The 25834-nt window shown below is 69.3% G+C and carries 25 protein-coding genes; 11 read left to right on the top strand and 14 right to left on the bottom strand.

Features of this window, described 5'->3' with window-relative positions; all coding sequences use genetic code 11:
• On the top strand, positions 1-630 hold the full coding sequence (locus LG334_RS01775) for a 2OG-Fe(II) oxygenase (RefSeq protein WP_404382722.1): 630 nt from the start codon (positions 1-3) through the stop codon (positions 628-630).
• Between the two features lie 18 nt (positions 631-648).
• On the opposite strand, the gene LG334_RS01770 is transcribed toward LG334_RS01775, so the two are convergent.
• The 6 genes from LG334_RS01770 to LG334_RS01745 form a co-directional block, all read right to left on the bottom strand.
• Positions 649-1089, bottom strand: a complete 441-nt coding sequence (locus LG334_RS01770) for an SRPBCC family protein (protein ID WP_404382720.1) — start codon at positions 1087-1089, stop codon at positions 649-651.
• Positions 1080-1874 carry an aminotransferase class IV gene (locus LG334_RS01765; RefSeq protein WP_404382718.1) on the bottom strand — a complete coding sequence of 265 codons (795 nt, stop codon included), beginning with the start codon at positions 1872-1874 and terminating at the stop codon, positions 1080-1082. Before LG334_RS01765 ends, LG334_RS01770 begins: the two co-directional genes overlap by 10 nt.
• Entirely contained in the window at positions 1871-3211 is a 1341-nt protein-coding gene (gene pabB / locus LG334_RS01760) for an aminodeoxychorismate synthase component I (protein ID WP_404382716.1), read from the bottom strand. The genes LG334_RS01765 and pabB overlap by 4 nt, the downstream gene beginning before the upstream one ends.
• A gap of 319 nt (positions 3212-3530) precedes the next feature.
• Entirely contained in the window at positions 3531-3959 is a 429-nt protein-coding gene (gene queF, locus LG334_RS01755; protein ID WP_404382714.1) for a preQ(1) synthase, read from the bottom strand.
• A gap of 57 nt (positions 3960-4016) precedes the next feature.
• Complete coding sequence (gene pip / locus LG334_RS01750; protein ID WP_404382712.1) at positions 4017-5060, bottom strand: prolyl aminopeptidase; 1044 nt, start codon at positions 5058-5060, stop codon at positions 4017-4019.
• Entirely contained in the window at positions 5060-5938 is an 879-nt protein-coding gene (locus tag LG334_RS01745) for a thermonuclease family protein (protein WP_404382710.1), read from the bottom strand. The genes pip and LG334_RS01745 overlap by 1 nt, the downstream gene beginning before the upstream one ends.
• Before the next feature lie 58 nt (positions 5939-5996).
• Between LG334_RS01745 and LG334_RS01740 the strand changes: the two genes are divergently transcribed.
• Both LG334_RS01740 and LG334_RS01735 read left to right on the top strand, forming a co-directional pair.
• Positions 5997-6272 (top strand): Lrp/AsnC ligand binding domain-containing protein, encoded by a 276-nt coding sequence (locus LG334_RS01740; protein ID WP_404382708.1) that lies wholly within the window; start codon positions 5997-5999, stop codon positions 6270-6272.
• A gap of 59 nt (positions 6273-6331) precedes the next feature.
• Positions 6332-7870: a M48 family metalloprotease gene (locus LG334_RS01735; protein WP_404382706.1), complete on the top strand. Its 1539-nt coding sequence runs from the start codon at positions 6332-6334 to the stop codon at positions 7868-7870.
• A 95-nt stretch (positions 7871-7965) separates the two neighbouring features.
• Here LG334_RS01735 and LG334_RS01730 read toward each other — a convergent pair whose 3' ends face one another.
• Positions 7966-8721 carry a Bax inhibitor-1/YccA family protein gene (locus LG334_RS01730; protein WP_404382704.1) on the bottom strand — a complete coding sequence of 252 codons (756 nt, stop codon included), beginning with the start codon at positions 8719-8721 and terminating at the stop codon, positions 7966-7968.
• Positions 8722-8841: 120 nt separating this feature from the next.
• Positions 8842-9351 carry a xanthine phosphoribosyltransferase gene (gene gpt / locus LG334_RS01725; RefSeq protein ID WP_009539269.1) on the bottom strand — a complete coding sequence of 170 codons (510 nt, stop codon included), beginning with the start codon at positions 9349-9351 and terminating at the stop codon, positions 8842-8844.
• Positions 9352-9571: 220 nt separating this feature from the next.
• Here gpt and LG334_RS01720 point away from each other — a divergent pair, with 220 nt between their 5' ends.
• A complete protein-coding gene (locus tag LG334_RS01720; protein WP_404382702.1) occupies positions 9572-11170 on the top strand; it encodes a gamma-glutamyltransferase family protein in 1599 nt (532 codons plus the stop codon).
• A 19-nt stretch (positions 11171-11189) separates the two neighbouring features.
• On the top strand, positions 11190-11597 hold the full coding sequence (locus tag LG334_RS01715; RefSeq protein WP_404382700.1) for a winged helix-turn-helix domain-containing protein: 408 nt from the start codon (positions 11190-11192) through the stop codon (positions 11595-11597).
• Here the strand turns inward: LG334_RS01715 and LG334_RS01710 are convergent.
• Complete coding sequence (locus tag LG334_RS01710; RefSeq protein WP_404382698.1) at positions 11594-12553, bottom strand: DMT family transporter; 960 nt, start codon at positions 12551-12553, stop codon at positions 11594-11596. The genes LG334_RS01715 and LG334_RS01710 overlap by 4 nt on opposite strands.
• 101 nt (positions 12554-12654) lie before the next feature.
• Here LG334_RS01710 and LG334_RS01705 point away from each other — a divergent pair, with 101 nt between their 5' ends.
• Entirely contained in the window at positions 12655-13341 is a 687-nt protein-coding gene (locus tag LG334_RS01705) for a Crp/Fnr family transcriptional regulator (protein ID WP_404382696.1), read from the top strand.
• 526 nt (positions 13342-13867) lie between these two features.
• Here LG334_RS01705 and istB read toward each other — a convergent pair.
• Positions 13868-14698: an IS21-like element helper ATPase IstB gene (istB, locus tag LG334_RS01700; RefSeq protein WP_404379162.1), complete on the bottom strand. Its 831-nt coding sequence runs from the start codon at positions 14696-14698 to the stop codon at positions 13868-13870.
• On the bottom strand, positions 14695-16161 hold the full coding sequence (gene istA / locus LG334_RS01695; RefSeq protein WP_404379163.1) for an IS21 family transposase: 1467 nt from the start codon (positions 16159-16161) through the stop codon (positions 14695-14697). Before istA ends, istB begins: the two co-directional genes overlap by 4 nt.
• 161 nt (positions 16162-16322) lie before the next feature.
• On the opposite strand from istA, the gene tnpA reads away from it, so the two are divergent.
• From tnpA to tnpC, 3 genes are read left to right on the top strand one after another with little or no spacing between them, the layout of a single operon-like run.
• Positions 16323-16607 carry an IS66 family insertion sequence element accessory protein TnpA gene (gene tnpA / locus LG334_RS01690; protein ID WP_404381162.1) on the top strand — a complete coding sequence of 95 codons (285 nt, stop codon included), beginning with the start codon at positions 16323-16325 and terminating at the stop codon, positions 16605-16607.
• Positions 16604-16951 (top strand): IS66 family insertion sequence element accessory protein TnpB, encoded by a 348-nt coding sequence (gene tnpB, locus LG334_RS01685; protein WP_404379667.1) that lies wholly within the window; start codon positions 16604-16606, stop codon positions 16949-16951. Before tnpA ends, tnpB begins: the two co-directional genes overlap by 4 nt.
• Positions 16952-17011: 60 nt before the next feature.
• A complete protein-coding gene (gene tnpC, locus LG334_RS01680; protein WP_404379499.1) occupies positions 17012-18607 on the top strand; it encodes an IS66 family transposase in 1596 nt (531 codons plus the stop codon).
• 577 nt (positions 18608-19184) lie between these two features.
• Here the strand turns inward: tnpC and LG334_RS01675 are convergent.
• The 3 genes from LG334_RS01675 to LG334_RS01665 all read right to left on the bottom strand — a co-directional run bounded on the left by LG334_RS01675 (position 19185) and on the right by LG334_RS01665 (position 23926).
• Positions 19185-20789 (bottom strand): hypothetical protein, encoded by a 1605-nt coding sequence (locus tag LG334_RS01675; protein WP_404382694.1) that lies wholly within the window; start codon positions 20787-20789, stop codon positions 19185-19187.
• Positions 20790-21127: 338 nt separating this feature from the next.
• Positions 21128-22300 carry an acetyl-CoA C-acetyltransferase gene (locus LG334_RS01670; protein WP_404382692.1) on the bottom strand — a complete coding sequence of 391 codons (1173 nt, stop codon included), beginning with the start codon at positions 22298-22300 and terminating at the stop codon, positions 21128-21130.
• Positions 22301-22507: 207 nt separating this feature from the next.
• Positions 22508-23926 carry an alpha/beta fold hydrolase gene (locus LG334_RS01665; protein ID WP_404382690.1) on the bottom strand — a complete coding sequence of 473 codons (1419 nt, stop codon included), beginning with the start codon at positions 23924-23926 and terminating at the stop codon, positions 22508-22510.
• Between the two features lie 360 nt (positions 23927-24286).
• Here LG334_RS01665 and phaR point away from each other — a divergent pair, with 360 nt between their 5' ends.
• Both phaR and LG334_RS01655 read left to right on the top strand, forming a co-directional pair.
• On the top strand, positions 24287-25039 hold the full coding sequence (gene phaR, locus LG334_RS01660; RefSeq protein WP_404382688.1) for a polyhydroxyalkanoate synthesis repressor PhaR: 753 nt from the start codon (positions 24287-24289) through the stop codon (positions 25037-25039).
• Positions 25040-25274: 235 nt separating this feature from the next.
• On the top strand, positions 25275-25658 hold the full coding sequence (locus tag LG334_RS01655; RefSeq protein WP_404382686.1) for a hypothetical protein: 384 nt from the start codon (positions 25275-25277) through the stop codon (positions 25656-25658).
• Positions 25659-25834 lie beyond the last annotated feature (176 nt).

Here is a 25834-nt window from a genome sequence, read left to right as displayed (position 1 = left end):
ATGGAGCGTGTCCTGCCGTGGGGGCCACCGGCCGCCGCAGACCCCGTGGACCGTCTGGCGCCCGTGCGCGCCGAGCCGCGGGGATGGGTCGCCGTACCGGGCGTGTTCAGCGCCGAGGACTGCGACCGCATCGTCGCCCTGCGCGACCGCCTGGCCGCCGAGGCGGCGGGCCTCGTCAACGGCGTCAGCACCAGCGCCGTGCGCCGGTCGCACATCGTCTGGCTGGACCACGACGCCCCCGACACCGCCTGGATCGCCGCCCGCCTGACCCGCGCGGTGGCCGACGTCAACCGCGACGTGTTCGGCTTTGCGCTGACGGGCTTCGACGAAGAGATCCAACTCACCGAATACCGGGCCGAGGTGGCGGGATTCTACGACTGGCATTCCGACATCGGCGGTCGCGGCATTCCCCAGAGCCGCAAGCTCAGCCTGACGGTGCAGTTGTCCGATCCCGCCGACTACGACGGCGGCGCGCTTGAGTTGAACACCCGCGGCGAGCCGGAAGCCGCCCCGCGCGACCGCGGCACCGCCATCGCCTTCCCCAGTTATGCCCTGCACCGCGTCGCGCCGGTCACGCGCGGCATCCGCCGGTCGCTGGTGGTGTGGACGCACGGCCCCCGCTTCGTCTGAGGACGGAGCGCCCCGCCCCTACCACAGCGCCTCCGCCCGTTGCTTCAGCGCCTGGTTCATGGCGCGGAACGCACTGGCGGTGCTTTCCGGCAGGGTGCGGGTGAAGGCCGGCACCAGAAGCCCGCGGAAGCACTCTCCCTGCGTGAAGCGGCAGGTCGAGGGCGTGCGTGGCGAGATGGTGAACCAATGCTCGCCGTCGAACAGCCCCGGCAGCGCCATGCGCCCCAGCCAGCGCAACTCCCGGTCGGGGGTTGCAACCAGCACGCGGGGTCGGAAAACGATGGGCGGACGCCCCGGCAGGCAGACCCGCACCGTCAGCCGCGCGCCCGGCTCAAGACGGCCGGACAGGCTCTGGATGAAGGGGTTCCAGGTGGCGTAGGAGTCGGTGTCCGCAAGCACGCGCCAGACCGTGCCGCTGGGCGCGGCGATGTCGACCGACTGCTCGATGGTCAGCGCCATGGCGCGGGCACCTCCTCAAGGCTCAGACATCGCCCGTCGATGGACGCCACGGGGCGCAGGCCGTTGGCGTTGCTCAGCACCGCGCGCCGGGCGCGGGCCAGCATCGCCGTGGTCACCGTCACCTCGGCCGCCACGCCCGCCTCCAGCAGGGCGGCGCGGTGGGTGCCGGGCAGGGCACCGTCCGTCACCGGCGGCGTTACCCAGGCACCGTCCACCTCGAGAAATACGTTCGAGATGGTGGTTTCGGCAACGTGTCCGGCCGTATTGAGAACGATCGCATCATCCGCCCCGCTGCCCGATGCCTCGCGTTGGGCGAGAATCATGTCGCCGTAGCCCAGGTGCTTGACGCGCGACAGCGGCGAATGCTCGTTGCGCCGGGTGCCGCGCGCCGTCACCAGCCGCACGGGCGCCGGCGCGGCGGCGGGTGCGGCGCGGGTGGTGACCAGCAGGGTGGGCCGGGGCTCCACCGGCGGGGCGAGACCGCCGGGCGCCGGCCCGCGCGTCAGTTCCAGCCGCAGCACCGCCGCCTGCGCCTGCGCCAGATCGTTGGCCGCCAGCACCGCCGCCAGGGCCGCGGCCAGTCCGGTGTCGTCCAGCGGCACGGGGATGCCGAGCGTGGCCGCACCGCCGCGCAGACGCGCCAGGTGGCGGTCGAGGCGCAGCACTGTGCCGGCCTCCGCCCGCATGGTCTCGAACACCCCGTCGCCGAGCGTGAAGCCCCGGTCGGTGGGCACGATCCGGGCCTCGTCGAGGGGCAGCAGCGCCCCGTTCAGCCACACGATCATTGCCGGGCGCCTCCGTCCAGGGCGCGCAGCAGCGGTGCGGCCTTGGTCAGGCTTTCCTCGTACTCGCCCGCCGGGCTGCTGTCGGCGACGATGCCCCCGCCCGCCTGGGCCGCCACGCGGCCGCTGGCGCCGATGCACAGGGTGCGGATGACGATGCTGGAATCCATGGACCCGTCGGCGCCGATCCAGGCGATGGACCCGCAATAGGGCCCGCGCCGCGCCGGCTCCAGTTCAGCGATGATCTCCATGGCGCGCACCTTGGGCGCCCCGGTGATGGACCCGCCGGGGAAGCAGGCGCGCAGAAGGTCGACGGCCGACCGTCCCGGCGCCAGGCGGCCCTCCACCTCCGATACCAGGTGATGGACGCTGACGAAGGTTTCCAGCGCCGCCAGGGCCGGCACCTTGACCGAGCCGGTGGCGCAGACGCGGCCGATGTCGTTGCGCAGAAGGTCGACGATCATCAGGTTCTCGGCCCGGTCCTTGACGCTGCGGGTCAGGGCGGCGGCGTTGGCGGCGTCCTCCTCCGGCGTGGCGCCGCGCGGGGCGGTGCCCTTGATGGGGCGGGTCTCGACGCGCCCGGCCGCGTCCAGCGACAGGAACCGCTCCGGCGAGACCGACGCGATGGCGGCGCCCTCGCCCAGCGCCATCCAGGCGGCGAAGGGTGCCGGAGAGCAGGCGCGCAGGCGGCGGTAAAGGTCGAAGACCGGCAGCCCCACCGGCATCTCGCCCAGGAACCGCTGGGTGATGTTGGCCTGGAAGATATCGCCGGCGTGGATGTAGGCGATAGTCCGGGCGACGGCGTCCTCGTGCTCCGGCCGGCGGCGTTCCGGCCGCCAGGGCACCGGCGTTGCCGCCGGCGGCGGCAGGTCGTCCGCCGCGCCGCTGCCCAGCAGTCCGGCGAAGGCGCGGGCCGCGTCCTCGCCCTCGGCCGAGATCACCCAGGCGCGGCGCTCGGCGGTGTCGAAGGCGGCCATGGTGTCGTAGCGCGCCGCCCACAGGTCGGGCAGGTCCAGGTCGTCGTGCGCCGGGGCAGGCAGGCGTTCGACCGCGCCGCCCAGCTCGTACCCCAGAAGCGCCACGACGCCCGTCTGGAAGGGCGGCAGGCCCGGCAGGGCGGGACGGTGTTCCGGCCGCAGGGCGTCCAGGACGGCGAAGGGGTCGGCCTCGCCCAGGCGCAGGCGGTCCAGCGCGCGCGGCCGGGCGCAGACATAGGCGTAACGGCCGCGCGGATCACGGGGGGCGGCCGCATCCAGCAGCACCGCACCCGGCTCCGCCGCCAGGGGCGCGACGGCCGCCAGCGGATCGCGATAGGGTATCTCCAGGGCGAGGATCGTCATGACGCGCGACAGTGCCCCGACCCGCGCCGGCGCGCAAGGCTTCAACGTGCCCCGGCGGCGCGGCCGCATATACCAAAGAGGATACGCGATATGCTTTTTGGTTGAGTGGTCAACTTTTTCGCACGCGCGTTCTTCCGGGGGTCGGCGTAGGATGCGCCCATGATCCTTGCGGAACCGGGATTCTTCCGCCGCACCCCACACCGCATCCAGGGAGCCCGCCCCCACTCGGCTCCTTGGGAGAACCCGGCCGGCTAGGATTGAAAGCGGACTTCTGGACCCCTCCGGAAGTCCGCTTTTCCTTTTGCCCGGGTGGCCGCGGTCAGCCTTCCCGCGTGTATTCGATGCGCGGCCAGAAGCTGATGCCGCCGCGCGGGGTGAACTGGCCCTCGATCACCATCCACTCCGGGTCCAGCAGGGCCACCAGGTCGTTGTGCATCCGGGTGACGCAGGCCTCGTGGAACTCGCCGACGTTGCGGAACGACATGAGATAGAGCTTCCAGCTCTTGCTCTCCACGCACCAGTCGCGCGGCGTGTACTCCAGCACGATGGTGGCGTAGTCGGGCTGGCCGGTCATGGGGCAGAGCGAGGTGAACTCGGGCGCCACGACCTTGATGACCTTGCGTCCCTTCGCACTCTTCATGGGGTTGGGAAAGCGCTCCAGCAGGCCCGCGTTGGCGGTGTCGTACTCGAAGCGGGTGTCGCGGCCCAGGCTCTTAAGGCCGGAGGCGTCGGACAGGCGGTCGGTCATGGCTCGGTCCTTGGGCGAATCGGAAAGGAGAAGGCGCGGGTTATAGCCGCGCCGCCGTCAGCGCGCCAGAGCTCCCTTGAGGTCCTGCATGGCCTCAAGCAGGGCGCGGCGCGTGCCGGGCTCCAGCGCCGAATGACCGGCGTCGGGCACGATGACGTAGCGCGGCCGCTTCAAGGTCTGCGCCACGGCGTCGGCGGTGCCGATGGGGCACACCATGTCGTAGCGGCCCTGGACGATGGTGACGGGAATGTCGCCGAGCCTGTGCATGTTGTCCATGAGGTGGCCGGCGTCCATGAAGCCGCGGTTGACCATGTAGTGCGCCTCCAGCCGCGCCAGCGCCAGCGTCGGCTCGGCCACGCGGCCGGGGCGCTCGGCGGCGCGGGACGCGCCGGCGGCGGCGGCCGGCGGCGGCTGCATGGGCGCGCGCGTCGGGATCAGGCGCGAGCACGCTTCCTCGAACCCGCTCCACGACCGCGCGGCGGGGCCGTGGACGGCGGGATCGGGATCGACCAGCCGGGCATAGTAGCTGCCCAGCAGGTCGCCGCGCTCCTCCGCCGGCAGGAAGCCGGTGAAGGCGCGGTAGGCCTCGGGAAAGAAGTGCGGTCCCATGCCGTGCAGGAACCAGTCGATTTCCGGGTCCGTGCACAGGAAGATGCCGCGCAGGACCATGCCCATCACCCGGTCGGGGTGCGCCTGGGCATAGGCCAGCGCCAGCGTCGATCCCCACGAGCCGCCGAAGACCGCCCAGCGCTCGACCTCCAGGTAGGTGCGCAGGGCCTCGATGTCGTCGATCAGATGCTGCGTCGTGTTGTCGGTGACGTCGGCAAAGGGCGTGGAGCGCCCGGAGCCGCGCTGGTCGAACAGGATGATGCGCCAGAAGGACGGGTCGAAGAACCGCCGGAAGGCCGGCCCGCAGCCGCCCCCCGGGCCGCCGTGCAGAAAGACCACCGGAACGCCGTTGGGATTGCCGCTTTCCTCCCAGTACAGCCGGTGGGGGCGCGACACCGCGAGGTGGCCGCAGGCCCGCGCCTCGATCGGCGGGAACAGAACGTCCTCGCCGGCGTCGGCGGCAGAGGCGAGGCGGGCACGGTCCTTGTTCATCAATCCTCCTTGCGGGCGCGCACCAGGGCCGGGTCGGTCTGGAGCTGCTCGGGGTGCGTCGCCTCGATCATGGGGCCGTTGCGACTGCGAATCCACCCCCGCGCGAGAACCTCGCGGCCTTCCAGCGCCTCCAGGTCCACGCCGGCGCCCTCGAACAGACGGCGGGCGCGGGAGTCGATGCTGACCGTGAAATCGGTGCGCCAATCGGGCCCGAAGTTCAGGTAGGTCGTCCCGCGCACCCGCGCCACATCCCGGACCGTCCCGCGCACCAGAAAAAATCCGTCGGGCACGGGGCCGCGCCGTTGGGCAAGGCGTTCGGCATCGCGCACGGCGTACCGGTCCAGCGCCCAGATGCCGCGCCCAGCGGCGCGGGCCTCGGCCTCGGCCGCCAGCATCTCGGGCGCCAGCAGGCGGTTGTCGGGGAAGGTGTAGACCCGCGCCAGCCCGCGCCGCAGCATGGCTCCCTGCACCCACAGCCCGTCGCGCAGGCGGAACAGGTGGGCGAGCACGCGGCCGTGGCGGTCCCGTTCGGTGGTGCCGGGGCGCACGGCGACAGTCTCCCCGCCGATCATGGCCGCCACCTCGGCGCGGGCCTCGGGCGCCAGCGGCCATTCCTCGAACCCCGGCCGGCCGAGCGGCAGCTTGGGCGCCTGGAGTCCGACGAAGCGCACCTCGCGGCCGTCGTCGAGCACCACCGTGTCGCCGTCGATCACCTCGACCACCGCGGCCGTGCCCGCGTCCTTGAGCGCAGGTCCCAGCCGCTCCAGCTCCGACTCGGCGGCTGCGGGCGCGGCCGGGACGGTCAGCGCCGCGAGCAGCAGGGCGATCACCACGGGCAGGCGCCCCGCCTTGATCGCGCCGCACATCGCGCCTACCATGCGCATCCCTGCCCAGAGCGGCCGGAGTCCGTGCATCATCAAAGGGATACCCATCGTCATGCGCGCGGTTTTCGTCATGATCAAGTGTGAGCTTGGCAAGGCCTATCAGGTTGCCGAGCGGGCCGTCGAGGAGATCGAGCAGATCTCGGAAATCTACTCCACCTCGGGCTCCTACGACCTGCTCGCCAAGTTCTACGTGGACGACGGCACCGACGTCGGCCGCTTCGTCACCGAGAAGGTGCAGACCCTGCCCGACGTGAAGGATACCTTCACTCTTATCACCTTCAACGCCTTCACGCCCGACAAGAACCCCGGCGGCACGCGCATCGCCTGACGCCTCTGCACCGTTTTCCACGGGAACGGGCCGTCAAGGACAGGGAGGGAGGGTCGACCATGGCATCCCGCCACGATTCGCATGATCATGCCGCACACCACGGCGGCTGCGGCTGCGGCCTCGGGCTGCCGCGCCTGAGCCGCCGCGCCGTGCTGGCCGGCGGCACGGCGGCGGTGGCCGCGGCGGGCCTGGCCGGCTGCGCCCAGAACCCCGCCACGGGCCGGTCCAGCTTTACCGGCTTTTCCGACATCGCCGACGATGTCGCCGTCGGCCGGCGCGAGTATCCCAAGCTGCTGGAGGCCTTCGGCGGCGCCTACGAGGATCGCCGCCTGCAGGTCTATGTGGATGGCATCCTGCGGCGCATGGCGCCCTATACGGAGTACCCCAGCCTTCCGTACGAAATCACCATCGCCAACACGCCCATCGTCAACGCCTTTGCCCTGCCCGGCGGCAAGATCACGCTGACCCGCGGCCTTTTGGCCATGGCCTCCAACGAGGCGGAGGTGGCCGGCGTGGTGGCGCACGAGATGGGTCACGTCACCGCCCGCCATTCGGCCGAGCGTCAGGGTGCCGGCATGGTGGCGCAGTTGGGGGCCGTGCTGCTGGGCGCCGTGACCGGCAGTTCGGAAATTGCCAACCTGGCGTCCTTCGGCGCCCAGGCGTATCTGCAAAGCTACTCCCGCGAGCAGGAGCTGGAAGCGGACATGCTGGGTGTGCGCTACATGACGCGGGCGGGCTACGACCCCGACGCCATGACGACCTTCCTGGCGACGCTCGGCGATCAGGCGCGGCTGGACGCCCGCATGATGGGGCGCGATCCTTCGGCGGTGGACCAGTACAACATCATGGCGACCCACCCCCGCAGCATCGAGCGCGTGCAGCGGGCCATGCAACTGGCCGAGGCCTCGCGCCCGGCCGATCCGGTGGTGGCGCGCGAGACCTACCTGACCACCATCAGCGGCATGCTGTTCGGCGACGATCCCGAGCAGGGCCTGGTGCTGGGGCAGCGTTTCGTTCATCCCGGCCTGCGGTTTGCCTACGAGGTGCCGGACGGCTACCGGCTGATGAACGCGCCCGACAAGGTGGTCGCCCAGCACCCCGACGGGGCGGCCATCGTCATGGACATGGGCGCCAGCCGCACCGATGATTCGGCCGGCTACCTGCGCGGCTGGATGCAGGGAGCGCGCATCACGAACCTGGAGCGCATCCGCGTGAACGGCCTGCCCGGCGCCACCGCCGCCCTTCAGGTGCAGAGCCGCCAGGGCCCCATGCGGGCGCAGGCGGTGGTGCTGCCGGCGGCGCAGCGCGGGCGCATGATCCGTTTCCTGTTCCTGGCCCCGCCCAACGCCTTCGGCCGCTTCGACGAGGGTTTCCGCCGCACCACCTACTCCGTCCGCCACCTCACCCCCGCCGAAGCCGCCGAGGTGGAGCCCCTGCGCCTGCTGGTGACCGAGGTGCGGCCGGGCGATACTGTGCGCCAGTTGGCCGGCGGCCTGCCCTACGGCCGCTGGAACGACGAGTGGTTCCGCCTGCTCAACGACATGCAGCTGACCGACGGCCTGCGGCCGGGCGATCTGGTGAAGATCGTCGCGCGGTAGACCTGCCGGACACCGTGCAAAAGAAAACGCCCCGAAGCCGAAGCTCCGGGGCGTCTTTCCTTGCGTCGACCATCCGGCCCGGAGGCCGGGAGTCGTCAGCGGCGCTCGCCGAACAGGTGGAGGAGCATGATGAACAGGTTGATGAAGTCCAGGTACAGGGCCAGGGCGCCCATGATGGCCTTCTTCGACGCCGTGCCCTCGTGCTCGCCCTCGATGTACATGTCCTTGATCTTCTGCGTGTCGTAGGCGGTCAGGCCCGCGAAGATCAGCACACCGGCGGCCGAGATGACGAACATCATCATCGGGCTCTGCAGGAAGATGTTCACCACCATGGCGATGATGAGGCCGATCAGGCCGATCATCAGGAACGAGCCCATGGCCGTCAGGTCGCGCTTGGTGGTGTAGCCCCACAGGCTGAGGCCCGCGAAGGCACCGGCCGCGATGAAGAACACCCGCGTGATGGACATGTCGGTGTAGGTCAGGAACAGGCCCGACATCCACACGCCGTTCAACGCGGCGTAGCCCCAGAACACGGCCTGCGCCGTGGCCGGCGACATCTTGCCGATGCGGAACGACATGAAGAACACCATGCCGATCGCGGCGAACATGGAGACCCACAGCAGCATGTTGGGCGCAAGCTGGCCCTGGGCGTTCACGCTGTAGAAGATGGGCGCCAGAAACCCGAAGGAAGACAGCGGGTTGGACAGCATCGCGACGATGCCCGTCAGGGCGACGCCCGACGCCATGTAGTTGTAGACCTTGAGCATGTAGCTGCGCAGGCCCTGATTGATGTCGGCCCGCGCCTCGGCACCGGTACGCGCGCCGTAAGAGCGTTCGGGGTTGAGCGCCATGGTCATTCCTCTAATGGCAGAAAACCGTTAGTGCGTAATATGGCAGCATCCCACGCAGGATCAAGCGCCGCCGGACCGGAATCCGACGACTGGCCGTGACACCTTCAAGAATCCGGCGCTTTACTTCGGGTTGCGGCCCTGGCGCGCAAGCGGCTCGTTGGGCTTCAACTCGGCGTCCCAGGGGAACAGCAGCCACACGTCCTGCTTCACCGGGACGGCGAAGGTGTGGGCCTCGTCCTGGCCGGCGGGCTTGGCGTAGACGGTCGCCAGGTGCGCCTTGGGCAGCAGGTCCTTGACCACACGGGCGGTGACGCCGCTGTCGACCAGGTCGTCGACGATGAGCCAGCCCTCGCCGTCGCCCACCATGTCGTCGGGCTTCTTGACCACGCGGGGCTCGCCGCGCACGCGGTCGTCATAGGTGACGACGCCGACCGTGTCGATCAGCCGCACGTCCAGCTCGCGGGCCAGGATGGAGGCCGGAATCAGGCCGCCGCGGGTGATGGCGACGATGCCCTTCAACGGGCCCAGGTCGGCCTCCACCAGCTTGTGCGCCAGCGCGCGCGTGTCGCGGTGGAAAAGCTCCCAGGCTATGGGAATGTAGACGTTCGCGGTGTAGTCGCCGTCGGTCATGGAGGTTTGGTCCTGCGCGATAGGGAATCCGGAGCGGTCGGATAAATTTGGGCGGGAGGTTTATACCGAACCGGTACCCTTGGGCAAGGCGAATGGCACCGTAGGACTGCGCGCGCCCGCGCCCGCGCAGGGGCCGGATGGCGGATTCGTCCGGATAAGGTCTTTACCCGACAAGGTTCTTTCTCAAGAATGGCGCCAGCCTCATGAGACCGGACGACGCATGATACACACCACCTACGCGCGCCGGGGCATGGTGACCGCGCCCCACGCCCTGGCGGCCCAGGCGGGCGCCGCCGTGCTGCGCGACGGCGGCAACGCCGTGGAAGCCATGATAGCCGCCGCCGCGACCTGCGCGGTGGTCTACCCCCATATGAACGGCCTGGGCGGAGACGGCTTCTGGCTGATCTCCGAACCCGGGCGCCCCGTCGTCTCCATCGACGGCAGCGGGGCCGCCGGCCGCCGCGCCGTGCCCGAGACCTACCACGCGCAAGGCCTGACGGCCGTGCCGGGGACGGGGCCGCTGGCGGCGGCCACGGTGGCGGGCACCATCTCGGGCTGGCAGTCGGCCCTGGATGTCTCCGCCCGCTGGGAAGGCCGCATGAGCCTGGAGCGGCTGGTGGAGGAAGCGGTGTGGCATGCACGCGAGGGCGTGCCGATCTCCAGCGCCCACCACCGCTCGCTGCTGCGCCGGGCCGATGCGCTGCGCGACCATCCGGGCTTTGCCGCGCATTACCTGAACGCCGACGGCTCCATCCCCGCCGAGGGCAGCCTGCACAGGAACCCCGCCCTGGCGCAGACGCTGGAGGGCCTGGCGCGCGACGGGCTGGACGACTTCTACCGCGGCGCCATCGGGCGGGCGCTGACCGCCGACCTGACCGCCGCCGGCACGCCGCTGACGGCCGACGACCTGGCGCGCCACCGCAGCGTCCGCCGCCGCCCCCTGTCCATGGGGCTGGAGGGCTGCACGGTCTACAACACGCCGCCGCCCACCCAGGGCCTGACGTCGCTCATGATCCTCGGCCTGTTCGAACGCCTGAACGTGGGGCCGGAGCAGGCGGAGCGCTTCGCCCACGTCCACGGCATCGTCGAGGCGACCAAGCTGGCCTTCCGGGTGCGCAACACGCATGTGGCCGACCCGCACGCCATGCAGGTGCATGCCACCACCTTCCTGGCCGACCACCTGCTGGACCGCATGGCGGCCGAGATCATGCCGCGCCGGGCCATGCCCTGGCCGCTGCCGGCGCTGCCGGGGGATACGGTGTGGATGGGCTGCGTCGACGGCGAGGGCCGGGCCGTCAGCTTCATCCAGAGCCTCTACCACGCCTTCGGCTCCGGCGTGGTGCTGCCGGAGACGGGGCTTCTGTGGCACAATCGCGGCATCGCCTACGATTTCGACCCCGACAGCCCGCGCTTCATGAAGCCCGGCCGCAAGCCCTTCCACACCCTGTCGCCGGCGCTGGCGCGGTTCCGCGACGGGCGGGTGATGGTCTACGGCACCATGGGCGGCGACGGCCAGCCGCAGACGCAGGCGGCCCTCTTCACCCGCTACGCCCGCTTCGGCATGGGCCTGCAGGAGGCGGTCAGCGCCCCGCGCTGGGCGCTCGGCCGCTCCTACGAGGGCGAGAGCCATGACCTGAAGGTGGAGGCCCGCATGGACCCCGCCCTCATCGCGGCGCTGGAAGCGGCCGGCCACACGGTCGCGCGGGTGGGCGACTTCGACGACCTGATGGGCCACGCCGGCGCGCTGGTGCTGCGTCCCGACGGTGTCATCGAGGGCGCGGCCGACCCGCGCGGCGACGGCGGCGTCGCGGGCTTCTGACCAAGGGAGGCGCGTCCCCATGGCCGACCGATCCGGTCCCGAGACCCTGCGGATGCGCCTGCGCTTCAAGCGCGGGGCGCAACTGGTGCTGGGGCCGGGCCGCATGGACCTGCTGGCGCTCATCGACGAGCTGGGCTCCATCTCGGCGGCGGCGCGGCGCATGGGCATGAGCTACCGCCGCGCCTGGCTGCTGGTCGACGAAACCAACCGCCACTTCGCCGGGCCGCTGGTCGAATCGGCCACCGGCGGCCAGAAGGGCGGCGGCGCCCACCTGACGGACACGGGCCGCGAGGTGCTGGCTCTGTATCGGGACATGGAAGACCGCGCCTCGGCGGCGGTGGAGCCCGACCTGGAACGCCTGCGCCGACTGCTGGCCGCTGACGGGGACGGGGACGGGGCGGGGAACGGGGACGCGGACGAGGCCTAAGGCGGCGGGCGCCGCCTGCGTCCCGGCAGCCGCGCGCCGCTGGCCAGGAACACGCCCAGCGACACGGCGACGATCCCCGCCATGTCGCCCGGCGTCGGCCATTCGCCCAGGACCGGAATGCCCAGCAGCGATACCAGCACCGGCACCAGCGCCCCGAACACCGCCGCGCGGGCCGCGCCCAGCATGGCGACGGCGCGGCTGAAGCAGAACAGCGCCGCGACCGCCGACATCACCCCCTGGTAGAAGGCCTGCATCAGGACCTCCCACACCGGCGCGGTCGGAATGCCCTGGGGCGGCAGGGCCAGGTAAAGCGGCGTAAACAGCACGCCCGATGCGACGCAGACCACCGCCACCGCCTCCAGCGGCGGCAGGGCGGCCCGGCGCATGCAGACCGTGAAGGTGGCCCACATCACCGCCCCGCACAGGAACACGGCATGGCCCGCCGTCTCCTGCGGCCAGCCGGTCAGGATGCCCAGGCCGCCGATGGTCAGGGCGCCGGCGACGATCAGCACCAGCCCCAGCCGGGCGCGGCGCGCGATCACCTCGCCCAGGAACAGGGCGGAGAGAAGCGCCGTGAACAGCGGCAGCGTGCCGGGCACCAGCGCGCCGGCATGGGCCGCCGGAGCCATGGTCAGGCCAAAGCCCAGCACCATGGAGTATGGCGCGCCGGCGCCGATCACCATGCCCGCCAGCAGCGGCCACGGCAGGGCGGTGACGCGGTGCCGCGCCCGCCACAGGACCGGCGCCAGGATCAGGCCGGCCACGCCGAATCGCAGCACGGTCAGGTCGGCGGCCGTCAGCGTGGTGGTGACGCCCAGCCGCGTGATCGCCATCCACCCGGCCCAGATCAGGGCCGCGCCGATCCCCCACAGGCTGCCCACCAGCACATGCCGCGCCGAGGATTCGGCGCCGGCGGGTGACGGGGCGGCGGGAGCTGCGGCGGGTGACTGTCTCATGCCGTCACAGTGGCGCCTTGGGCCGGGCGCGAACAGGCCCACTTAAGGAAGGACGCATCTTCCGCTTTCCCCGAGGCATCCGGCGCGGCACACTGCGCTCCATGACACAGGACACCGAAACGGCGCTGGCCGCCATCCGCACCGCCTTCCCCGAGCTTGCCGCCATCGACGGCGAGGGCCTGCGCGTATTCCGCGACGCCCTGCGGGTGATGGAGGTGCCGCCGGGCACCGTGCTGTTCTCGGAAGGATCGGAATGCCAGGCCTATGTGCTGGTGCTCGACGGCTCGGTGCGGGTGCAGAAGATTTCGGAGTCGGGGCGCGAGATCGTCCTCTACCGGGTGGAGCGCGGCCAGACCTGCGTGCTGACCACCGCCTGCCTGATGACGTCGGCCGAATACGGCGCGGAAGGCGTGGCCGAGACGCCGGTGAAGGCCGCCGTGCTGTCGGCCGCCGCCTTCCAGGCGTTGCTGGACGCCAGCCCGGCCTTCCGCCGCTTCGTCTTCACCGTCTACGCCGGCCGCATCGCCGACCTGCTCATGCTGATCGAGGAAGTGGCCTTCGGGCGCGTCGACATGCGCCTGGCCCAGACCCTGCGCGCCCACGCCCGGCGCGACGGCGGCGGGGCCACCGTTTCCGCCACGCACCAGGCGCTCGCCACCGAACTGGGCACGGCGCGCGAGGTGGTCAGCCGCCAGCTCAAGGAGTTCGAGCGGCGCGGCTGGGTCGCCCTGTCGCGCGGCCGCATCGAGATCCGCGACGACGCGGCGCTGCGGGCGCTTGGAACCTGATCCACGGCGGCGTCCCGTTCGGCCCACCACCATGAAAAAAGCCCCCGGGCCGCAACCCCAGCCCCTCGGGTTCGTGTTGACGGCTTCCCCATCTGAAGATAGGTGGGGAAGCCGTTGTTTCTCAGGAGAAAATCGGGGGTGGTCGTGCCCCAACCGCGGGTAGGCGTCGGCTTTCCAAACGCGGAAATCTGAACGGCGGTAGAGAGCGGCGGTGGATTCAGCGCAAGGTGGTTTTTTGGCTTGAGGCAAAGGCGGCGAATCCGAAAAGGCGCAGTGCAATCTAATCCGCAAGAAGTATTGCCAGTAGCGCAGTGGGGATGCTAACAGACCTTTTGGGGGTCACACCCGTCCAGCCGAGCCTTTCGTCTATCCCGCACAGCGGCGGAAGGATCGGTTCAGGCCCGCCCCATCAAACGACACCCCCACATGTAGCGCGACAATTAGGAAGGCCGGTGGGCGTCAACTACGATGGCCGGTCGCCGTGATGGGATGACGATGGTGGCGCCGCGCAGCGGCGCCGGCAAGTCTAATTGTCGCCGGTCTCCGATGTAGTTGTCGCCGGGCGACAATTATCCGCGTCGGTAGTTGTCGCGGATGGTGCGGCGTCCCTGCCGACCGCGGTTCGGCGCCGGTAGCTCTCGACGTTCAACTCGAAGATCGTGGCGTGGTGGACCAGCCTGTCGATGGCGGCGATGGTCATGGCCTTGTCAGGAAAGATCCGGTCCCACTGGCCGAACGGCTGGTTGGCCGTGATCAAGAGCGACCGTCGCTCGTAGCGGGCGGCGATCAACTCGAACAGGACGCTGGTCTCGGCCTGGCTCTTTTCGACGTAGGACAGGTCGTCGAGGATCAGCAGGTCGTACTTGTCCAGCTTGTCGATGGCGCTCGCCAGGGCGAGGTCCTGCCGGGCCGTCTGGAGGCGCTGGACGAGATCGGTCGTCCTGGTGAACAGGACGCGGAACCCGTTGTCGATGAGCGTGTGGCCGAGGGCGGCGCTGAGGTGGGTCTTCCCGCCGCCGGGCGGACCGAAGAACAGCAGGTTCTTGCCCTGGTCCAGCCAGCCGTCGCCGGCAGCGAGCGCCATGACGTGGGCCTTGCTGACCATCGGCACCGCCGAGAAGTCGAAGGTGTCGAGGGTCTTGCCCGAAGGCAGCCTGGCCGCCACGAGGTGCCGCTGGATGCGCCGGCGCTCCCGTTCCGCGAGTTCGAGTTCAGCCAGCGTCGCCAGGAAACGGCTGGCGGGCCAGCCTTCCATGTCGGCGCGCTCGGCGAATTCCTCCCAGAACTGCTTGATGGTCGGCAGCCGCAACTCGGTGAGGAGCAGCGGCAGCTTGGCGATGTCAACCGAGATGCTCATCGGCCGGCTCCCGCGACGAGGATGTCGTAATCCGATGCCGACGGCAGCGCCACCGTCACGTTCGGGATCGTGCCGCCGCTAACCGGGAAGGTCATCCGCAGAAGGGCCAGGTCGGGAAGCCGTCCGTGGTCGAGATCCTCGCCCAGTCGCCGTGCCAGATCCGCCTCGCAGCCGGCGTCGTGCGCCAGGGCCAGTAGGCCGACCATGGTCCGGCAGGCGACGCGCGGGTCCATGGAGGCCATCATGGCATCCCAGGCCCGCCGGTATTCGGTCCGGGGGAACAGGTGGTCCCGGTAGACCAGGTTCTGGAAGGCCTGGGGCTTGCGTCGCAAGCTGTGGATGACGTGGCGGTAGTTGACGACGTAGCCATGGCCGTTGCCGGAGGGCGCGCGACCGCGTGGCAGGGTCAGAACGGGGGTGCCGCCGAGGAAGCCTTCAAGCCGGTCGTCGTGGATGCGCAGGCGGAGATGGTGGCCGATGAACTGCGACGGCGCCGTGTAAAAGACCCGGCGCAGGACGAAGCCGCCGGCGCTGGTCACCAGCACCCGGGCCTCTTCGTAATCCATCGTCCGGCGCGGCGGCAGGCTGCGGAGAACCGGCTTCTCGACGGCCAGCATCTCGCGGCGACGGGCATTGGCCCGCCCCACCACCTCGGCGACGAAGCGGCGGTAGGCCTCCAGATCAGGGAAGTCCCGGCTCCCGCGCAGCAGAAGGGCCTGGTCGAGAGCCCTCTTGAGGTGGCCGTTCCGGCTCTCGATAGCGCCGTTCTCGTGGGCGACGCCGCGGTTGTTGCGGCTCGCGACCATGCCGTAGTGGTCACAGAGACCTTGATGACGCTCCGTCATGTCCCGGGCGGCCTCCTTGTCGAGGTTCCGGAAGGCAGCCGACAGGCTGTCGGTGCGATGTTCGGCCGGGACACCGCCGAGGGACCACAGGGCGTTCTGGAGACCGGCGGCCAAGGCGATGAAGCTCTCGCCGCCCAGCACCACCTCGGCGTACTCCCAGCCCGAGTAGGCCAGGGTGAAATGGTAGAGCCGGTGCGCGAGCGGCGCCCCGTTGATGATCACCGCCAGCTCGGCGGCATCGGTGAAGTCCGACAAGGCCATCCGGCCGGGCGGGTTGGCCTGGCGAAAGATGACCTCCTTCTCCGGCCCCTTCAGCGCGCGCCATTCCCGAATCCGGCGCTCCAGGGTCCGCCGGCGCGACGGCCAATTCTGATCCGGATAGCGCCGCTCCAGCTCCTCGAAGATGGTGACCGCCTTCAGGCCGGGCGCGCCCTCCAGCATCGGCAGGATGTCCGTCTCCCAGACGTCCTCCAGCGGATCCTCGCGGGTGCGCCAGTGGCGATGATCCCGTTTCTGGGAAGGAAGGCGCGGGTCCCGGTCGATCCGCCGGGCCGTCCTCTCGCTGAACCCGGCCTTCGCGGCCGCGACTCGCTGCGTGTGTTGTCCTCGGTGCTTCATGGTAACCGTCTTCTGACGGCTGCCTTGGCGTCGGCGTCCCGATAGTGCTGACTTCGTCGATCTTGGAGTGGATCGGCGGATGGAGCGAGTTGCTTATGGCCTACGATGGTAGTCAGCCTCCGGCGCGGCGGCGGTCATGGCCGCGGGCGGACAAGGAGCGGATGGTCAGAGAGGTTGCGGAGAGCGGCCTGCCGGTGGCCGAGGTGGCGCGGCGGAACGGCGTTCATCCCAGCGTCCTCGGACGCTGGTGCCGGAAGGCAGCTCCAGCCGCACCCGGCTTTCTGCCCGTCCAGGTCGCGGCGCCGAAGGATGAAGAGGCGGCTCCCGCGCCCGAGGAACCGTCTCCGGTCGAGATCGTGCTCACCAACGGGCGCCGCCTGATCGTGCCGGCCACCATCGCGCCACCCCGGTTGCGGACGCTGGTCGCGGCCCTGGAGGGGGCATGATCGCCGTTCCGCCGGGCGTGCGTGTCTACCTGGCGCTCGGCCGGACCGACATGCGAAAGGGCATGCCCGGCCTCGCCATGCTGGTGCAGGAGGTCCTGAAGAAGGACCCGTTCTCGGGGCACCTGTTCGTCTTCCGCGGGCGGCGTGGCGACCTGGTCAAGATCCTCGCCTGGGACGGCCAGGGGTTCTGCCTGTTCACCAAGCGGCTGGAGAAGGGACGCTTCGTCTGGCCCTCGGCGGAGGGCGGCGTGGCGGCGCTGACGCCGGCCCAGTTGAGCATGCTGATCGAGGGCATCGACTGGCGCATGCCGACGCGGACATGGCGGCCGGAGACAGCCGGCTGACGAGCCCCGGAAGGCGCCGAAATCCTTGGTTTTTAGGGCTTCTGCGGCTAGAATCCGGCCATGCCTTCCGCACCGTCTTCCCAGCTTCCCGACGACGTCGAGGCCCTGCGGGCGATCATCGCCGCGCAGGCCGAGGAACTGGCCGCGGCCAGGGCCGGCCTGACCGCCAAGGCGCTGGAAGTCGAGAAGCTGAAGGTGCAACTCGCCCGCCTGCGGCGGATGACGTTCGGGCGATCGTCGGAGAAGCTGTCCCGCGAGATCGAACAGCTCGAACTGGCCCTGGAGGACCTGGAGGCCGAAGCGGCCGAAGCGGCCGAAGCAGAGGATGAAGCGCCGCCGGAGCCGACCGAGGCCGACGCCCCGGACCAGCCTGCCGCGCGCCGTCGCCGCGCCCTACCGGAGCATCTGCCGCGCGACGAGGTCCGTCATGATCCCGCCGACGACTGCCCGGCCTGCGGCGGCGCCATGCACACGGTGGGCGAGGACGTGACCGAGATCCTCGACTACGTGCCCGGCCGTTTCCGGGTGATCCGCCATGTCCGTCCGGCGCTGTCGTGCCGGACGTGCGAGAGCATGGTGCAGACGCCGATGCCGTCCCTGCCGGTGGCGCGCGGCCTGCCGTCGCCGGCCCTGCTGTCGCATGTCCTGGTGTCGAAATACTGCGACCACCTGCCGCTGTACCGCCAGAGCCAGATCTACGCCCGCGAGGGCGTGACGCTGCCCCGGGCGCTGCTGGCGGGCTGGGTCGGCAGGACGGCCGCCCTGGTGGCGCCGCTGGTCGAGGCGATTGGCCGCCACGTGCGCGCCGGCGACGCCTTGCACGCCGACGACACGCCGGTGCCGGTGCTCAGCCCGGGCGCCGGCAAGACCCGGCAGGCGCGACAATGGGTCTATCTGCGCGACGAACGTCCCCATGCCGGCCCGGCGCCGCCGGCCGTGCTTTACCGCTACACGCCCGACCGCAAGGGCATCCATCCGCAGACCGAGTTGCAGGGCTTTCGCGGCCTTCTGCACGCCGACGGCTATGCCGGTTTCAACAAGCTGTACGAGCCGGGAGAGGACGGCGTCGCGTCCGTGCAGGAGGTGGCATGCTGGGCCCATGTGCGGCGCAAGATCCACGACGTCCATGCGGCGACAGGATCACCCATCGCCGCCCGGGCCCTGGAACTGATCGGCGCGTTGTTCGACGCCGAGCGTCGGATCACCGGCCGCCCGGCCGACGAGCGCCTGCGCGTGCGCCAGGCACAGAGCCTGCCCCGGCTGGAGGCGGTGAAGACCTTCTTCGACACCAGCCTCCGCAAGCTGCCGGGCAAGAGCGATCTGGCGGCCGCCTTGCGATACGCCCTGACGCGCTGGCCGGCGCTGACCCGCTACGCGGGCGATGGCCGCTGCGAGATCAGCAACAACGCCGCCGAACGCGCTATCCGCCCGCTGGCCCTGGGCCGGAAGAACTACCTCTTCGCTGGCTCCGACGCCGGCGGCCACCGGGCAGCGGCCGTCTACACGCTGATCGAGACCGCGAGGCTCAACGGCCTCGACCCGCAGATCTATCTCACCCAGGTGCTGACCCGCATCGCCGACCACCCAATCAACCGGATCGACGACCTGCTGCCGTGGAACATCGGGCAGCCAAACGACGACCAGAAAGCCGCTTGAGCGTCAACAATCGGCCGCCGCAGCCGCTGGAAGACGCTTACGCTTCATGTAGAGTTTCACCTGATGGTCCGTGATGTGGGTTCCAGGCACCGGCGGTCTCTTCTTGGTCGTTGAGAACCGCCAGTGTCTCCCATCACGGCCGTCGGCGGGGTCTATGAAGACCGCGCACCGCAGGGGGCGACCTCCGGCCGGGCTACGCCCGCCCTACGGTCACCCCCTGCGGCCATCGTAATTGTCGGCAGAGCGGCCATCCTGGTTGTCGCTGGGCACCCACATCCCCCTGTGGGGCGGGCCTGAGGGACGGATTACTGGTGCGGTGGTAGACGGATAGTTGCTTCAAGACGGGCCACATTGCGCCACATCAATGTGCCGCAGACACGGCAAAATCGTAGAGCAATGAGAACAAACCTCCAGCAGCGGCTACTGCCAGAAGCGTTACCAGAAAACGCAGCCAATCCCCACGAATTCGCATAGCGCGACTGCCATCTATGAGCGACCAAGGCTCACCAAACTATCCCGCACTGAATGTCGGGACAAGGGGCAGCGGAACACCCCAGAAGTACGGCAGCGCTAATGGTTAGAACCGCACAAGGTCTCGGTGGTAGATACGACCCTTCGCTAGTCCAAGCCGCATCGCGGGAGTTTTGCCGTCGTTTCCCGTCTCCATGTAGTTGTAGTAGAAGCGGACGATAGTCGCGATCTTCTCGACCATTGCTGGGTCGTACGGCGCGTACAAGCTCCAAATGCGGTTGTCATTGCGAGGTGTGGCGATGCCTCGCTCCAACATCGAAGCCCAGCGACGCATCATCATCATGACGCGGTCGCTCGGATGCATGGAGGCTTGCCGCAATGCGCGCGCGATACCGCGGCGGTCCAGGGAAAGCCCGCCCGTTGCGAGTTTCACCCGCTTCTCAGGCTCGGCCTTGCTGGAATATGCGTATTCAAACCACGACTTAGCCAGAACCTTGGCTCGCTCGCGAGGTTCTGCGGGCAGCCTTCTAATTGAATCGTTGGCGATCAGAACCTCCTCGACCATCCAGCGCGGGAAAAGAGGCATCGCGTCTCTGTCAGGCCTCAAAAGGGCGGCCACGACCATCGCATGCGCGCGCTTCTCGTCCGAGTTCGCGTTCTTGTTGAACGTCACTGTCGCCACCTCCGTGCGCCGCCGTCTGATCAAGTCGGCGAACGCCGCCAGGCACGCGCCTTTGAGCCCATTGTCTTCATCGACGCTGTACAGCAAGGAAGCCACGCTTCGGCCGAGCAGGCGGCGGACAAACAGCATGTGCGCGTATTGAAGCACGTCGAGATGAATCAGGCCGCCCCAAAGCGGAAGTTGCTTGTCCGCGGAAGGCTGAGCCTCTGGCGGTACGTCCTCATTAGCCAGTCCAGCAGCGACCAGTGCGCGGCGCGCCGCCTGGTCGCTGGCGGCATTCCTCTGTGCGTCTGGGGCTAGGCTTCTCTGGTAATCCTCTTCCGACCAGATTCGGCCATTGACACGATCGGCTTTGCGTCGTGTCAGGTCGCCAGCCGTCATGAAGCGTCGCTCGTGTTCTTCAGGGTCTACAGCAGAATCAAATTGGCTATGCACAGCAAGGATGTAGCGTGAGTTGCGATCCACCGTGACAAGCTGACCCACGACAATGCCAGCTCGCAGGAGGCGGTGGGGCCAGTTCACATTGATGTCCTGGCGATCTGTCGAGATGATCCACCTCCTTGGCGGGAGTTGGGCGATTTTGCGATCTCGATCGGCGCTGAAACGCCTGCACTGCTCCGCCAGAAAGTCGATCTTGTCGTATACGGTCTGCGGAGAAATGTTCAGCCTCGAAGCGATCCTGCTGAGCGGCATCTTGCCTGTCAGGCAGTCCAGAATTCGGCCGTTGAGGTAAGACTTCTTCTGCCTATGGATGCGGCTTTTCTGACTGAACGTCGTTTTGCACTTTTTGCACTGCCAGCGTTGAAGCCTCTTATGAGGAGGATCTTTGGGCGTTCCCGTTTTTCCAAATTTTCTATACTCGCTGGGAGCTTGGTCTAAGAGTATGCCGTAGTTCTCACAGTCGGCTTCTGGGCAGCCTTGTTCTTGGAAGGTTCCACAAAAGAGATTTACAAGGCGTTCCAATTCTTCGGCAACGGCGTTATTATTCTTCACACGGGATGTGGTGCCACAGGTGTTGCACTCGATCATGAAGTTATCGCCCGCGCCTCCTACACCGTGAAGGCGGGCTTCGACGGGTAAGTTACGTCGCCCTCGTGTATCATAAGGGTAGGGCGCGACCGCAAAATTCGCGCAAAGCGGATTTCTGCAAAAATTCACATCAACTCCGTTCGCTGCCTCTGGGAGGCGGCGGCGGAGGGGCCTCGAAAATATCTTCGGGCCGGATGCCATGAAGAAAACCCTCCATGCCATTGGCAGAGAGGGTTTTCTAACGCGTCATCCTCGGTTGATCAACACGAACCCGAGGGGCTGGGGCCGCAACCCGGGGGCTTTTCCTTTGACGTCGCCGTTGCCGGCGCCGCGGGCGCTTAGCGCTCCACGGTCAGGGCGATGCCCATGCCGCCGCCGATGCACAGCGTGGCGAGGCCCTTCTTGGCGTCGCGCTTCAGCATCTCGTGCAGCAGCGTGACGAACACGCGGGTGCCCGAGGCGCCGATGGGGTGACCCAGCGAGATGGCGCCGCCGTTGACGTTCACCTTCGAGGTATCCCAGCCCATGTCCTTGTTCACGGCGATGGCCTGGGCGGCGAAGGCCTCGTTGGCCTCGATCAGGTCCAGGTCGTCCACCGACCAGCCGGCCAGGTCCAGCGCCTTGCGCGAGGACGGGATGGGGCCCGTGCCCATGTAGGCCGGGTCGACGCCGACCGAGGCGAAGGACTTGATGGTCGCCAGCGGCGTCAGGCCGCGCTTGGCGGCTTCCTCGGCGGTCATCAGGACCACGGCGGCGGCGCCGTCGTTGATGCCCGAGGCGTTGCCGGCGGTCACCGAACCTTCCTTGGAGAACGCCGGGCGCAGCTTGCCGAGCGCGTCGATGGTGACGCCGGCGCGCGGGAACTCGTCGGTGTCGACCTGCTTCTCTTCCTTCTTCACCTTGACGGTGACGGGGACGATCTCGTCCTTGAAGCGGCCGGACTTGATGGCCTCTTCCGCCTTGTTCTGCGACGCCGTGGCGAACTCGTCCTGCTCGTCGCGGGTGATCTGCCACTTCTGCGCCACGTTCTCGGCGGTGTTGCCCATGTGGTAGCCGTTGAAGGCGCACCACAGGCCGTCCTTGATCATGGTGTCGACCATTTCGGCCGGGCCCATCTTGACGCCGTTGCGCATGTGCATGGTGTGCGGCGACAGGCTCATGTTCTCCATGCCGCCGGCGACCACGATGTCGGACAGGCCGGCCTTGATGTTGGCGACGCCGGCCGCGATGGTGCGCAGGCCCGAGCCGCAGACCTGGTTCATCAGGTAGGCGGGGGTGGACTCATCGATGCCGGCGGCGACGGCGGCCTGGCGGGCGGGGTTCTGGCCCAGGCCGGCGGTGAGCACCTGGCCCATGATGACCTCGGACACTTCCTTGGCATCGACCTGGGCGCGGCTCATCGCTTCCTTGATGGCGATCTCGCCCAGCTTCGCGGCCGGCGTGTTGGCGAACTGGCCGGCGAAGCTGCCGATGGCGGTACGGCAGGCACTGACGACGACGATATCGGTCATGACGAATTCTCCCTGTGTCCAACCCTTGCCGGTTGCCGCGCGCCCTCGGTCGTCCCGGCCGCTGCCCGTCCGACGACCCGGACGGGCGGCGGCATGATACCGGAACACGACGCAGCGGCAAACGGTCTTTCGCGCTGCAACATGAGCATCCCATACGGGCGGCAATTCTGCCTGTCGCAGTGTCGCCCGGTTTTCCCTCAAACCCCGTCACCCCGCGCACCGACGCGCCGCGCGCCCCATCCATCGGGCCAGGGGGCCGTAGACCAGCGTGCCGGCGCGCCGTCCGGTCATCATGCCGACGTGCCCCAGCGGCACCTTCATGCCCTCGGCCTTCGGGCAGGCCGCCAGCAGGGCCTCGGCGGATTCGGGCGGCACGATGCGGTCGCGCGACGGCACGACCACCAGAGTCTGGGCCGCGATGCGTCCCGGATCCACCACCGAATCACCGACCGTCCAGGCACCGCGGCCGGGCCCGTTCTCGGCGTACCAGCCGAACAGGGTCTCGCGCGCCAGCGGGCCGGCCAGCGCCACCCCGTCGTTCAGCCAGTCCTCCAACGCAACGAAATCGCGGGCCTTGGCGCTGCGCGGGCGCATGCGGTCGAAGGCGCGGAACTTGCGGGGGATGCCGCCGGGGTCCAGCGTGGCGAACAGGCTTTGCAGCAGGTCGACGGGCAGCACGCCGTGGACATCCACCACGTTGCCCATGGCATCGCCCAGCGCGGCCATGACCCGCTGCTGGCGGCGGCTGCCGGCGTGGAAGTCCCAGGGTGCGGCCAGCGTCACCAGGGCGCCGACGGCGTCGGGCCGCGCCTGGGCCAGCGGCAGCGACAGCGTGCCGCCCATGCAGTAGCCGACGACGATGATCTTCCGCGCCCCGGTCTCGGCCCGCACGGCGTCCACCAGCGGCGACAGGCGGTCGTGAACGTACTCGGTGCAGCCGAAGTCGCGCTCTTCCTCTCCCGGCGCGTCCCAGTCCACCAGAAAGGGCCGGAAGCCGCGCCCCGCCAGGTAGCGCATGAAACTGCGGCGCTCCGTCAGGTCCAGCACATAGCCGCGGTTGACCAGCGACGGCACCACCAGCACCGCCGCCCCGCGCCCCTCGCCGCGCGGCGAAAGCGGGGCGGTGCCGCGGTAGTCGCGCAGGCCCGTGGTGCCGCGCCGCCAGATGACCGGCGGGTCGGCGACGGTACGCTTATAGGGATGGGCGCGATAGCGCTGGATGCCGCGCAGGAAGGATTCGAACCGCCTGCGCGCCTCGGCGTCGACGGCCCCCAGGAAGGCCAGCCGCGCATCGGCACCCTCCAGGGCGCGGGCCAACTCGGCGGCCCCTGCCCCGTGTTCGGCGGCGACCGATTCCAGCGTGCGGCGCAGGGCCTCGGCCGGGTCAGGACCCGGAGCCGACCGGGTCCGACTGCCGGAGTCGGGCGTCGAGGTCGGCCACCCGCCGCTCAAGCGCATCAATCCGGCGTAGGAGGTCAGGAACGTCCACCCCTGGGTCGCCAGGTGCAGCGCCAACGGCCGCGGCCCCTGACGGCGCGCCGTCGGGTCGGCCATGGGGTCCGGGCGGGCGTCCGCTTCCGGCCCGGACGCTGCGGGGGGAAGACGCGGGGCCGTGACGGTCGGCATGGCTGCTCTCTCCACCGGCGGGGGCGTCGCGATCAGGGTCGGATGGGGCGTCGGCACCGTCATCGGCGGCGGTCCGGGCGAAGGCCGCCGCGCCCTGTGTCATCAGGGCGAAGGTGCGGGACAGGGCTTCCACCACGGCGGGATCGTTGGCCATGGAGGCCATCTGGTCCTGCCACAGGTCGAGGTAGCGGCGCGCCAGCGCCTCGAGATCGGGAGCATCCGACATGGTCGCTCAAGTCTAGCAGAAAACCCGGGAAGCCTACCATGGAACCGGCCGAGAAATGCGATATCTCTTTGGAAAAGTATGGTAACTTGGGGACCATCGGTACCGATCCCAAGAATCCGGGGAAACGCTTACACATGGCCGAGACCAGCAAGACGCACGCCGCGCCCATCACGATCAAGAAGTACGCCAACCGCCGTCTCTACAACACTGCGACGTCCAGCTACGTGACGCTGGAACACCTGTGCCAGATGGTGAAGGACAACGAGGACTTCGTGGTCTACGACGCCAAGACCGGCGAGGACATCACCCGGTCGGTCCTGACCCAGATCATCGTGGAGGAAGAAGGCAAGGGCCAGAACCTGCTGCCCATCAGCTTCCTGCGTCAGCTCATCTCGCTCTACGGCGACAGCCTGGCCGACGTGGTGCCGCGCTACCTGGAAATGTCCATGACCTCGTTCTACCGCAACGAGGAACAGATGCGCGACATGATGCAGAAAGCCGTGCAGGGCATGTTTCCTCTCAACCAGATCGAGGAAATGAACAAGCAGAACATGGCGATCTTCGAAAGCGCCATGAAGATGTTCAGCCCCTTCAACTACAAGGAAGGCGAGGCCCCCGGCATGGCCGGCGGTCCGCCGCAGGGCGGCACGACCCCCGGCAACGGCGCGCCCAAGGGTGGTCAGGGCGGCGAGAAGGCCGGCGATCCGGTCCGCCGCGGGCAGGAAAACATCGAGGAACTGCGCGCCCGCCTGAACACCATGCAGCACCAGATCGACGAGTTGCTGGGCCGCGGCCAGGGCGCCGGCGGCAAGGGTACGGCGCCGGGCACCAGCACGGGCACCAGCGCCAGCACGGGCACCGGCACCGGCGGCAAGAAGACCGGCTGACCGCCGGACGGCGCCGCCGCCTCGCTCTCTCCTCCGCTGTTCGGATGACGCCGACGGGTCCAGCCCGCCGGCCCGTCGTCATGCCTTTGAGGCAGACGCCGGCTGCAGGGCCCGTCCCTTCGCGCCGGCGCCTGCCCCGCCCGAGAGGGTGTCTGCCACTCGCCCGGCCGGCCGCGCCCGTGCTTCACTGAATGCGGGGGACTGACGACGCAGCCGACCGCGAGGGCCGCCCTTCATGATCCTGCCGCCGCCGCACCGCGCCACCTTCGGCGCCGGCCCCCGCCCCGGCGAGACCGGCGGCGGCGCCCGCGCCCCTGGGGACGACGACGCCACAGAGCGCCTTGCCGCCCGCGATGCGGTGACCGAGGTGCTGCGCCTCACCCTGCTGAACGACGCCGCCCGCCAGGACCGCCGCGACGACCTGGCCTTCCGCGCCAGGGCGCGGCGTGCCGGCTTCCTGGCCCAGGCGGTGGCGGAAATCACGCCGTCCGAGCCCGCCCCGGCCCACGCCCCCCATCCCGCCGCCGCCGACGGCGCCCGCCGCTACCGTGCGGCAGCCACGGCCACGGTTGTCGACGGGCGGCATCGCGCGATTCCTCCGACCGACCTGTCCGCATGACCAGGGTCACCATCCTGACGTCATAGACCCGGTCTATTACTTAAGCAATAATTGGCATCATTTTCGCGAGGGTTTCCGCGGCTTTCGCGCCCTTTGTCACGACTTGATAAAGATAGGCCTGAGACCTAATAGAGTCTTGCCTGCCCTCCTTCGAAAGGAGTATCCCCAGGGTTGAA

This window comes from Caenispirillum salinarum (assembly GCF_044803115.1).
GTDB lineage: Bacteria > Pseudomonadota > Alphaproteobacteria > Rhodospirillales > Rhodospirillaceae > Caenispirillum > Caenispirillum salinarum_A.
The sequence above is the reverse complement of the archived record's forward strand: the minus strand, read 5'-3'. Positions and strand labels throughout refer to the sequence as shown.

Bases quoted from the DNA above. Each gene is read 5' to 3' on its own strand.
- LG334_RS01775 (WP_404382722.1), top strand. From the start codon at position 1: ATGGAGCGTGTCCTGCCGTGGGGGCCACCGGCCGCCGCAGACCCCGTG.
- LG334_RS01770 (WP_404382720.1), bottom strand. From the start codon at position 1,089: ATGGCGCTGACCATCGAGCAGTCGGTCGACATCGCCGCGCCCAGCGGC.
- LG334_RS01765 (WP_404382718.1), bottom strand. From the start codon at position 1,874: ATGATCGTGTGGCTGAACGGGGCGCTGCTGCCCCTCGACGAGGCCCGG.
- pabB (WP_404382716.1), bottom strand. From the start codon at position 3,211: ATGACGATCCTCGCCCTGGAGATACCCTATCGCGATCCGCTGGCGGCC.
- queF (WP_404382714.1), bottom strand. From the start codon at position 3,959: ATGACCGACCGCCTGTCCGACGCCTCCGGCCTTAAGAGCCTGGGCCGC.
- pip (WP_404382712.1), bottom strand. From the start codon at position 5,060: ATGAACAAGGACCGTGCCCGCCTCGCCTCTGCCGCCGACGCCGGCGAG.
- LG334_RS01745 (WP_404382710.1), bottom strand. From the start codon at position 5,938: ATGGTAGGCGCGATGTGCGGCGCGATCAAGGCGGGGCGCCTGCCCGTG.
- LG334_RS01740 (WP_404382708.1), top strand. From the start codon at position 5,997: ATGCGCGCGGTTTTCGTCATGATCAAGTGTGAGCTTGGCAAGGCCTAT.
- LG334_RS01735 (WP_404382706.1), top strand. From the start codon at position 6,332: ATGGCATCCCGCCACGATTCGCATGATCATGCCGCACACCACGGCGGC.
- LG334_RS01730 (WP_404382704.1), bottom strand. From the start codon at position 8,721: ATGGCGCTCAACCCCGAACGCTCTTACGGCGCGCGTACCGGTGCCGAG.
- gpt (WP_009539269.1), bottom strand. From the start codon at position 9,351: ATGACCGACGGCGACTACACCGCGAACGTCTACATTCCCATAGCCTGG.
- LG334_RS01720 (WP_404382702.1), top strand. From the start codon at position 9,572: ATGATACACACCACCTACGCGCGCCGGGGCATGGTGACCGCGCCCCAC.
- LG334_RS01715 (WP_404382700.1), top strand. From the start codon at position 11,190: ATGGCCGACCGATCCGGTCCCGAGACCCTGCGGATGCGCCTGCGCTTC.
- LG334_RS01710 (WP_404382698.1), bottom strand. From the start codon at position 12,553: ATGAGACAGTCACCCGCCGCAGCTCCCGCCGCCCCGTCACCCGCCGGC.
- LG334_RS01705 (WP_404382696.1), top strand. From the start codon at position 12,655: ATGACACAGGACACCGAAACGGCGCTGGCCGCCATCCGCACCGCCTTC.
- istB (WP_404379162.1), bottom strand. From the start codon at position 14,698: ATGAGCATCTCGGTTGACATCGCCAAGCTGCCGCTGCTCCTCACCGAG.
- istA (WP_404379163.1), bottom strand. From the start codon at position 16,161: ATGAAGCACCGAGGACAACACACGCAGCGAGTCGCGGCCGCGAAGGCC.
- tnpA (WP_404381162.1), top strand. From the start codon at position 16,323: ATGGTCAGAGAGGTTGCGGAGAGCGGCCTGCCGGTGGCCGAGGTGGCG.
- tnpB (WP_404379667.1), top strand. From the start codon at position 16,604: ATGATCGCCGTTCCGCCGGGCGTGCGTGTCTACCTGGCGCTCGGCCGG.
- tnpC (WP_404379499.1), top strand. From the start codon at position 17,012: ATGCCTTCCGCACCGTCTTCCCAGCTTCCCGACGACGTCGAGGCCCTG.
- LG334_RS01675 (WP_404382694.1), bottom strand. From the start codon at position 20,789: ATGATCGAGTGCAACACCTGTGGCACCACATCCCGTGTGAAGAATAAT.
- LG334_RS01670 (WP_404382692.1), bottom strand. From the start codon at position 22,300: ATGACCGATATCGTCGTCGTCAGTGCCTGCCGTACCGCCATCGGCAGC.
- LG334_RS01665 (WP_404382690.1), bottom strand. From the start codon at position 23,926: ATGCCGACCGTCACGGCCCCGCGTCTTCCCCCCGCAGCGTCCGGGCCG.
- phaR (WP_404382688.1), top strand. From the start codon at position 24,287: ATGGCCGAGACCAGCAAGACGCACGCCGCGCCCATCACGATCAAGAAG.
- LG334_RS01655 (WP_404382686.1), top strand. From the start codon at position 25,275: ATGATCCTGCCGCCGCCGCACCGCGCCACCTTCGGCGCCGGCCCCCGC.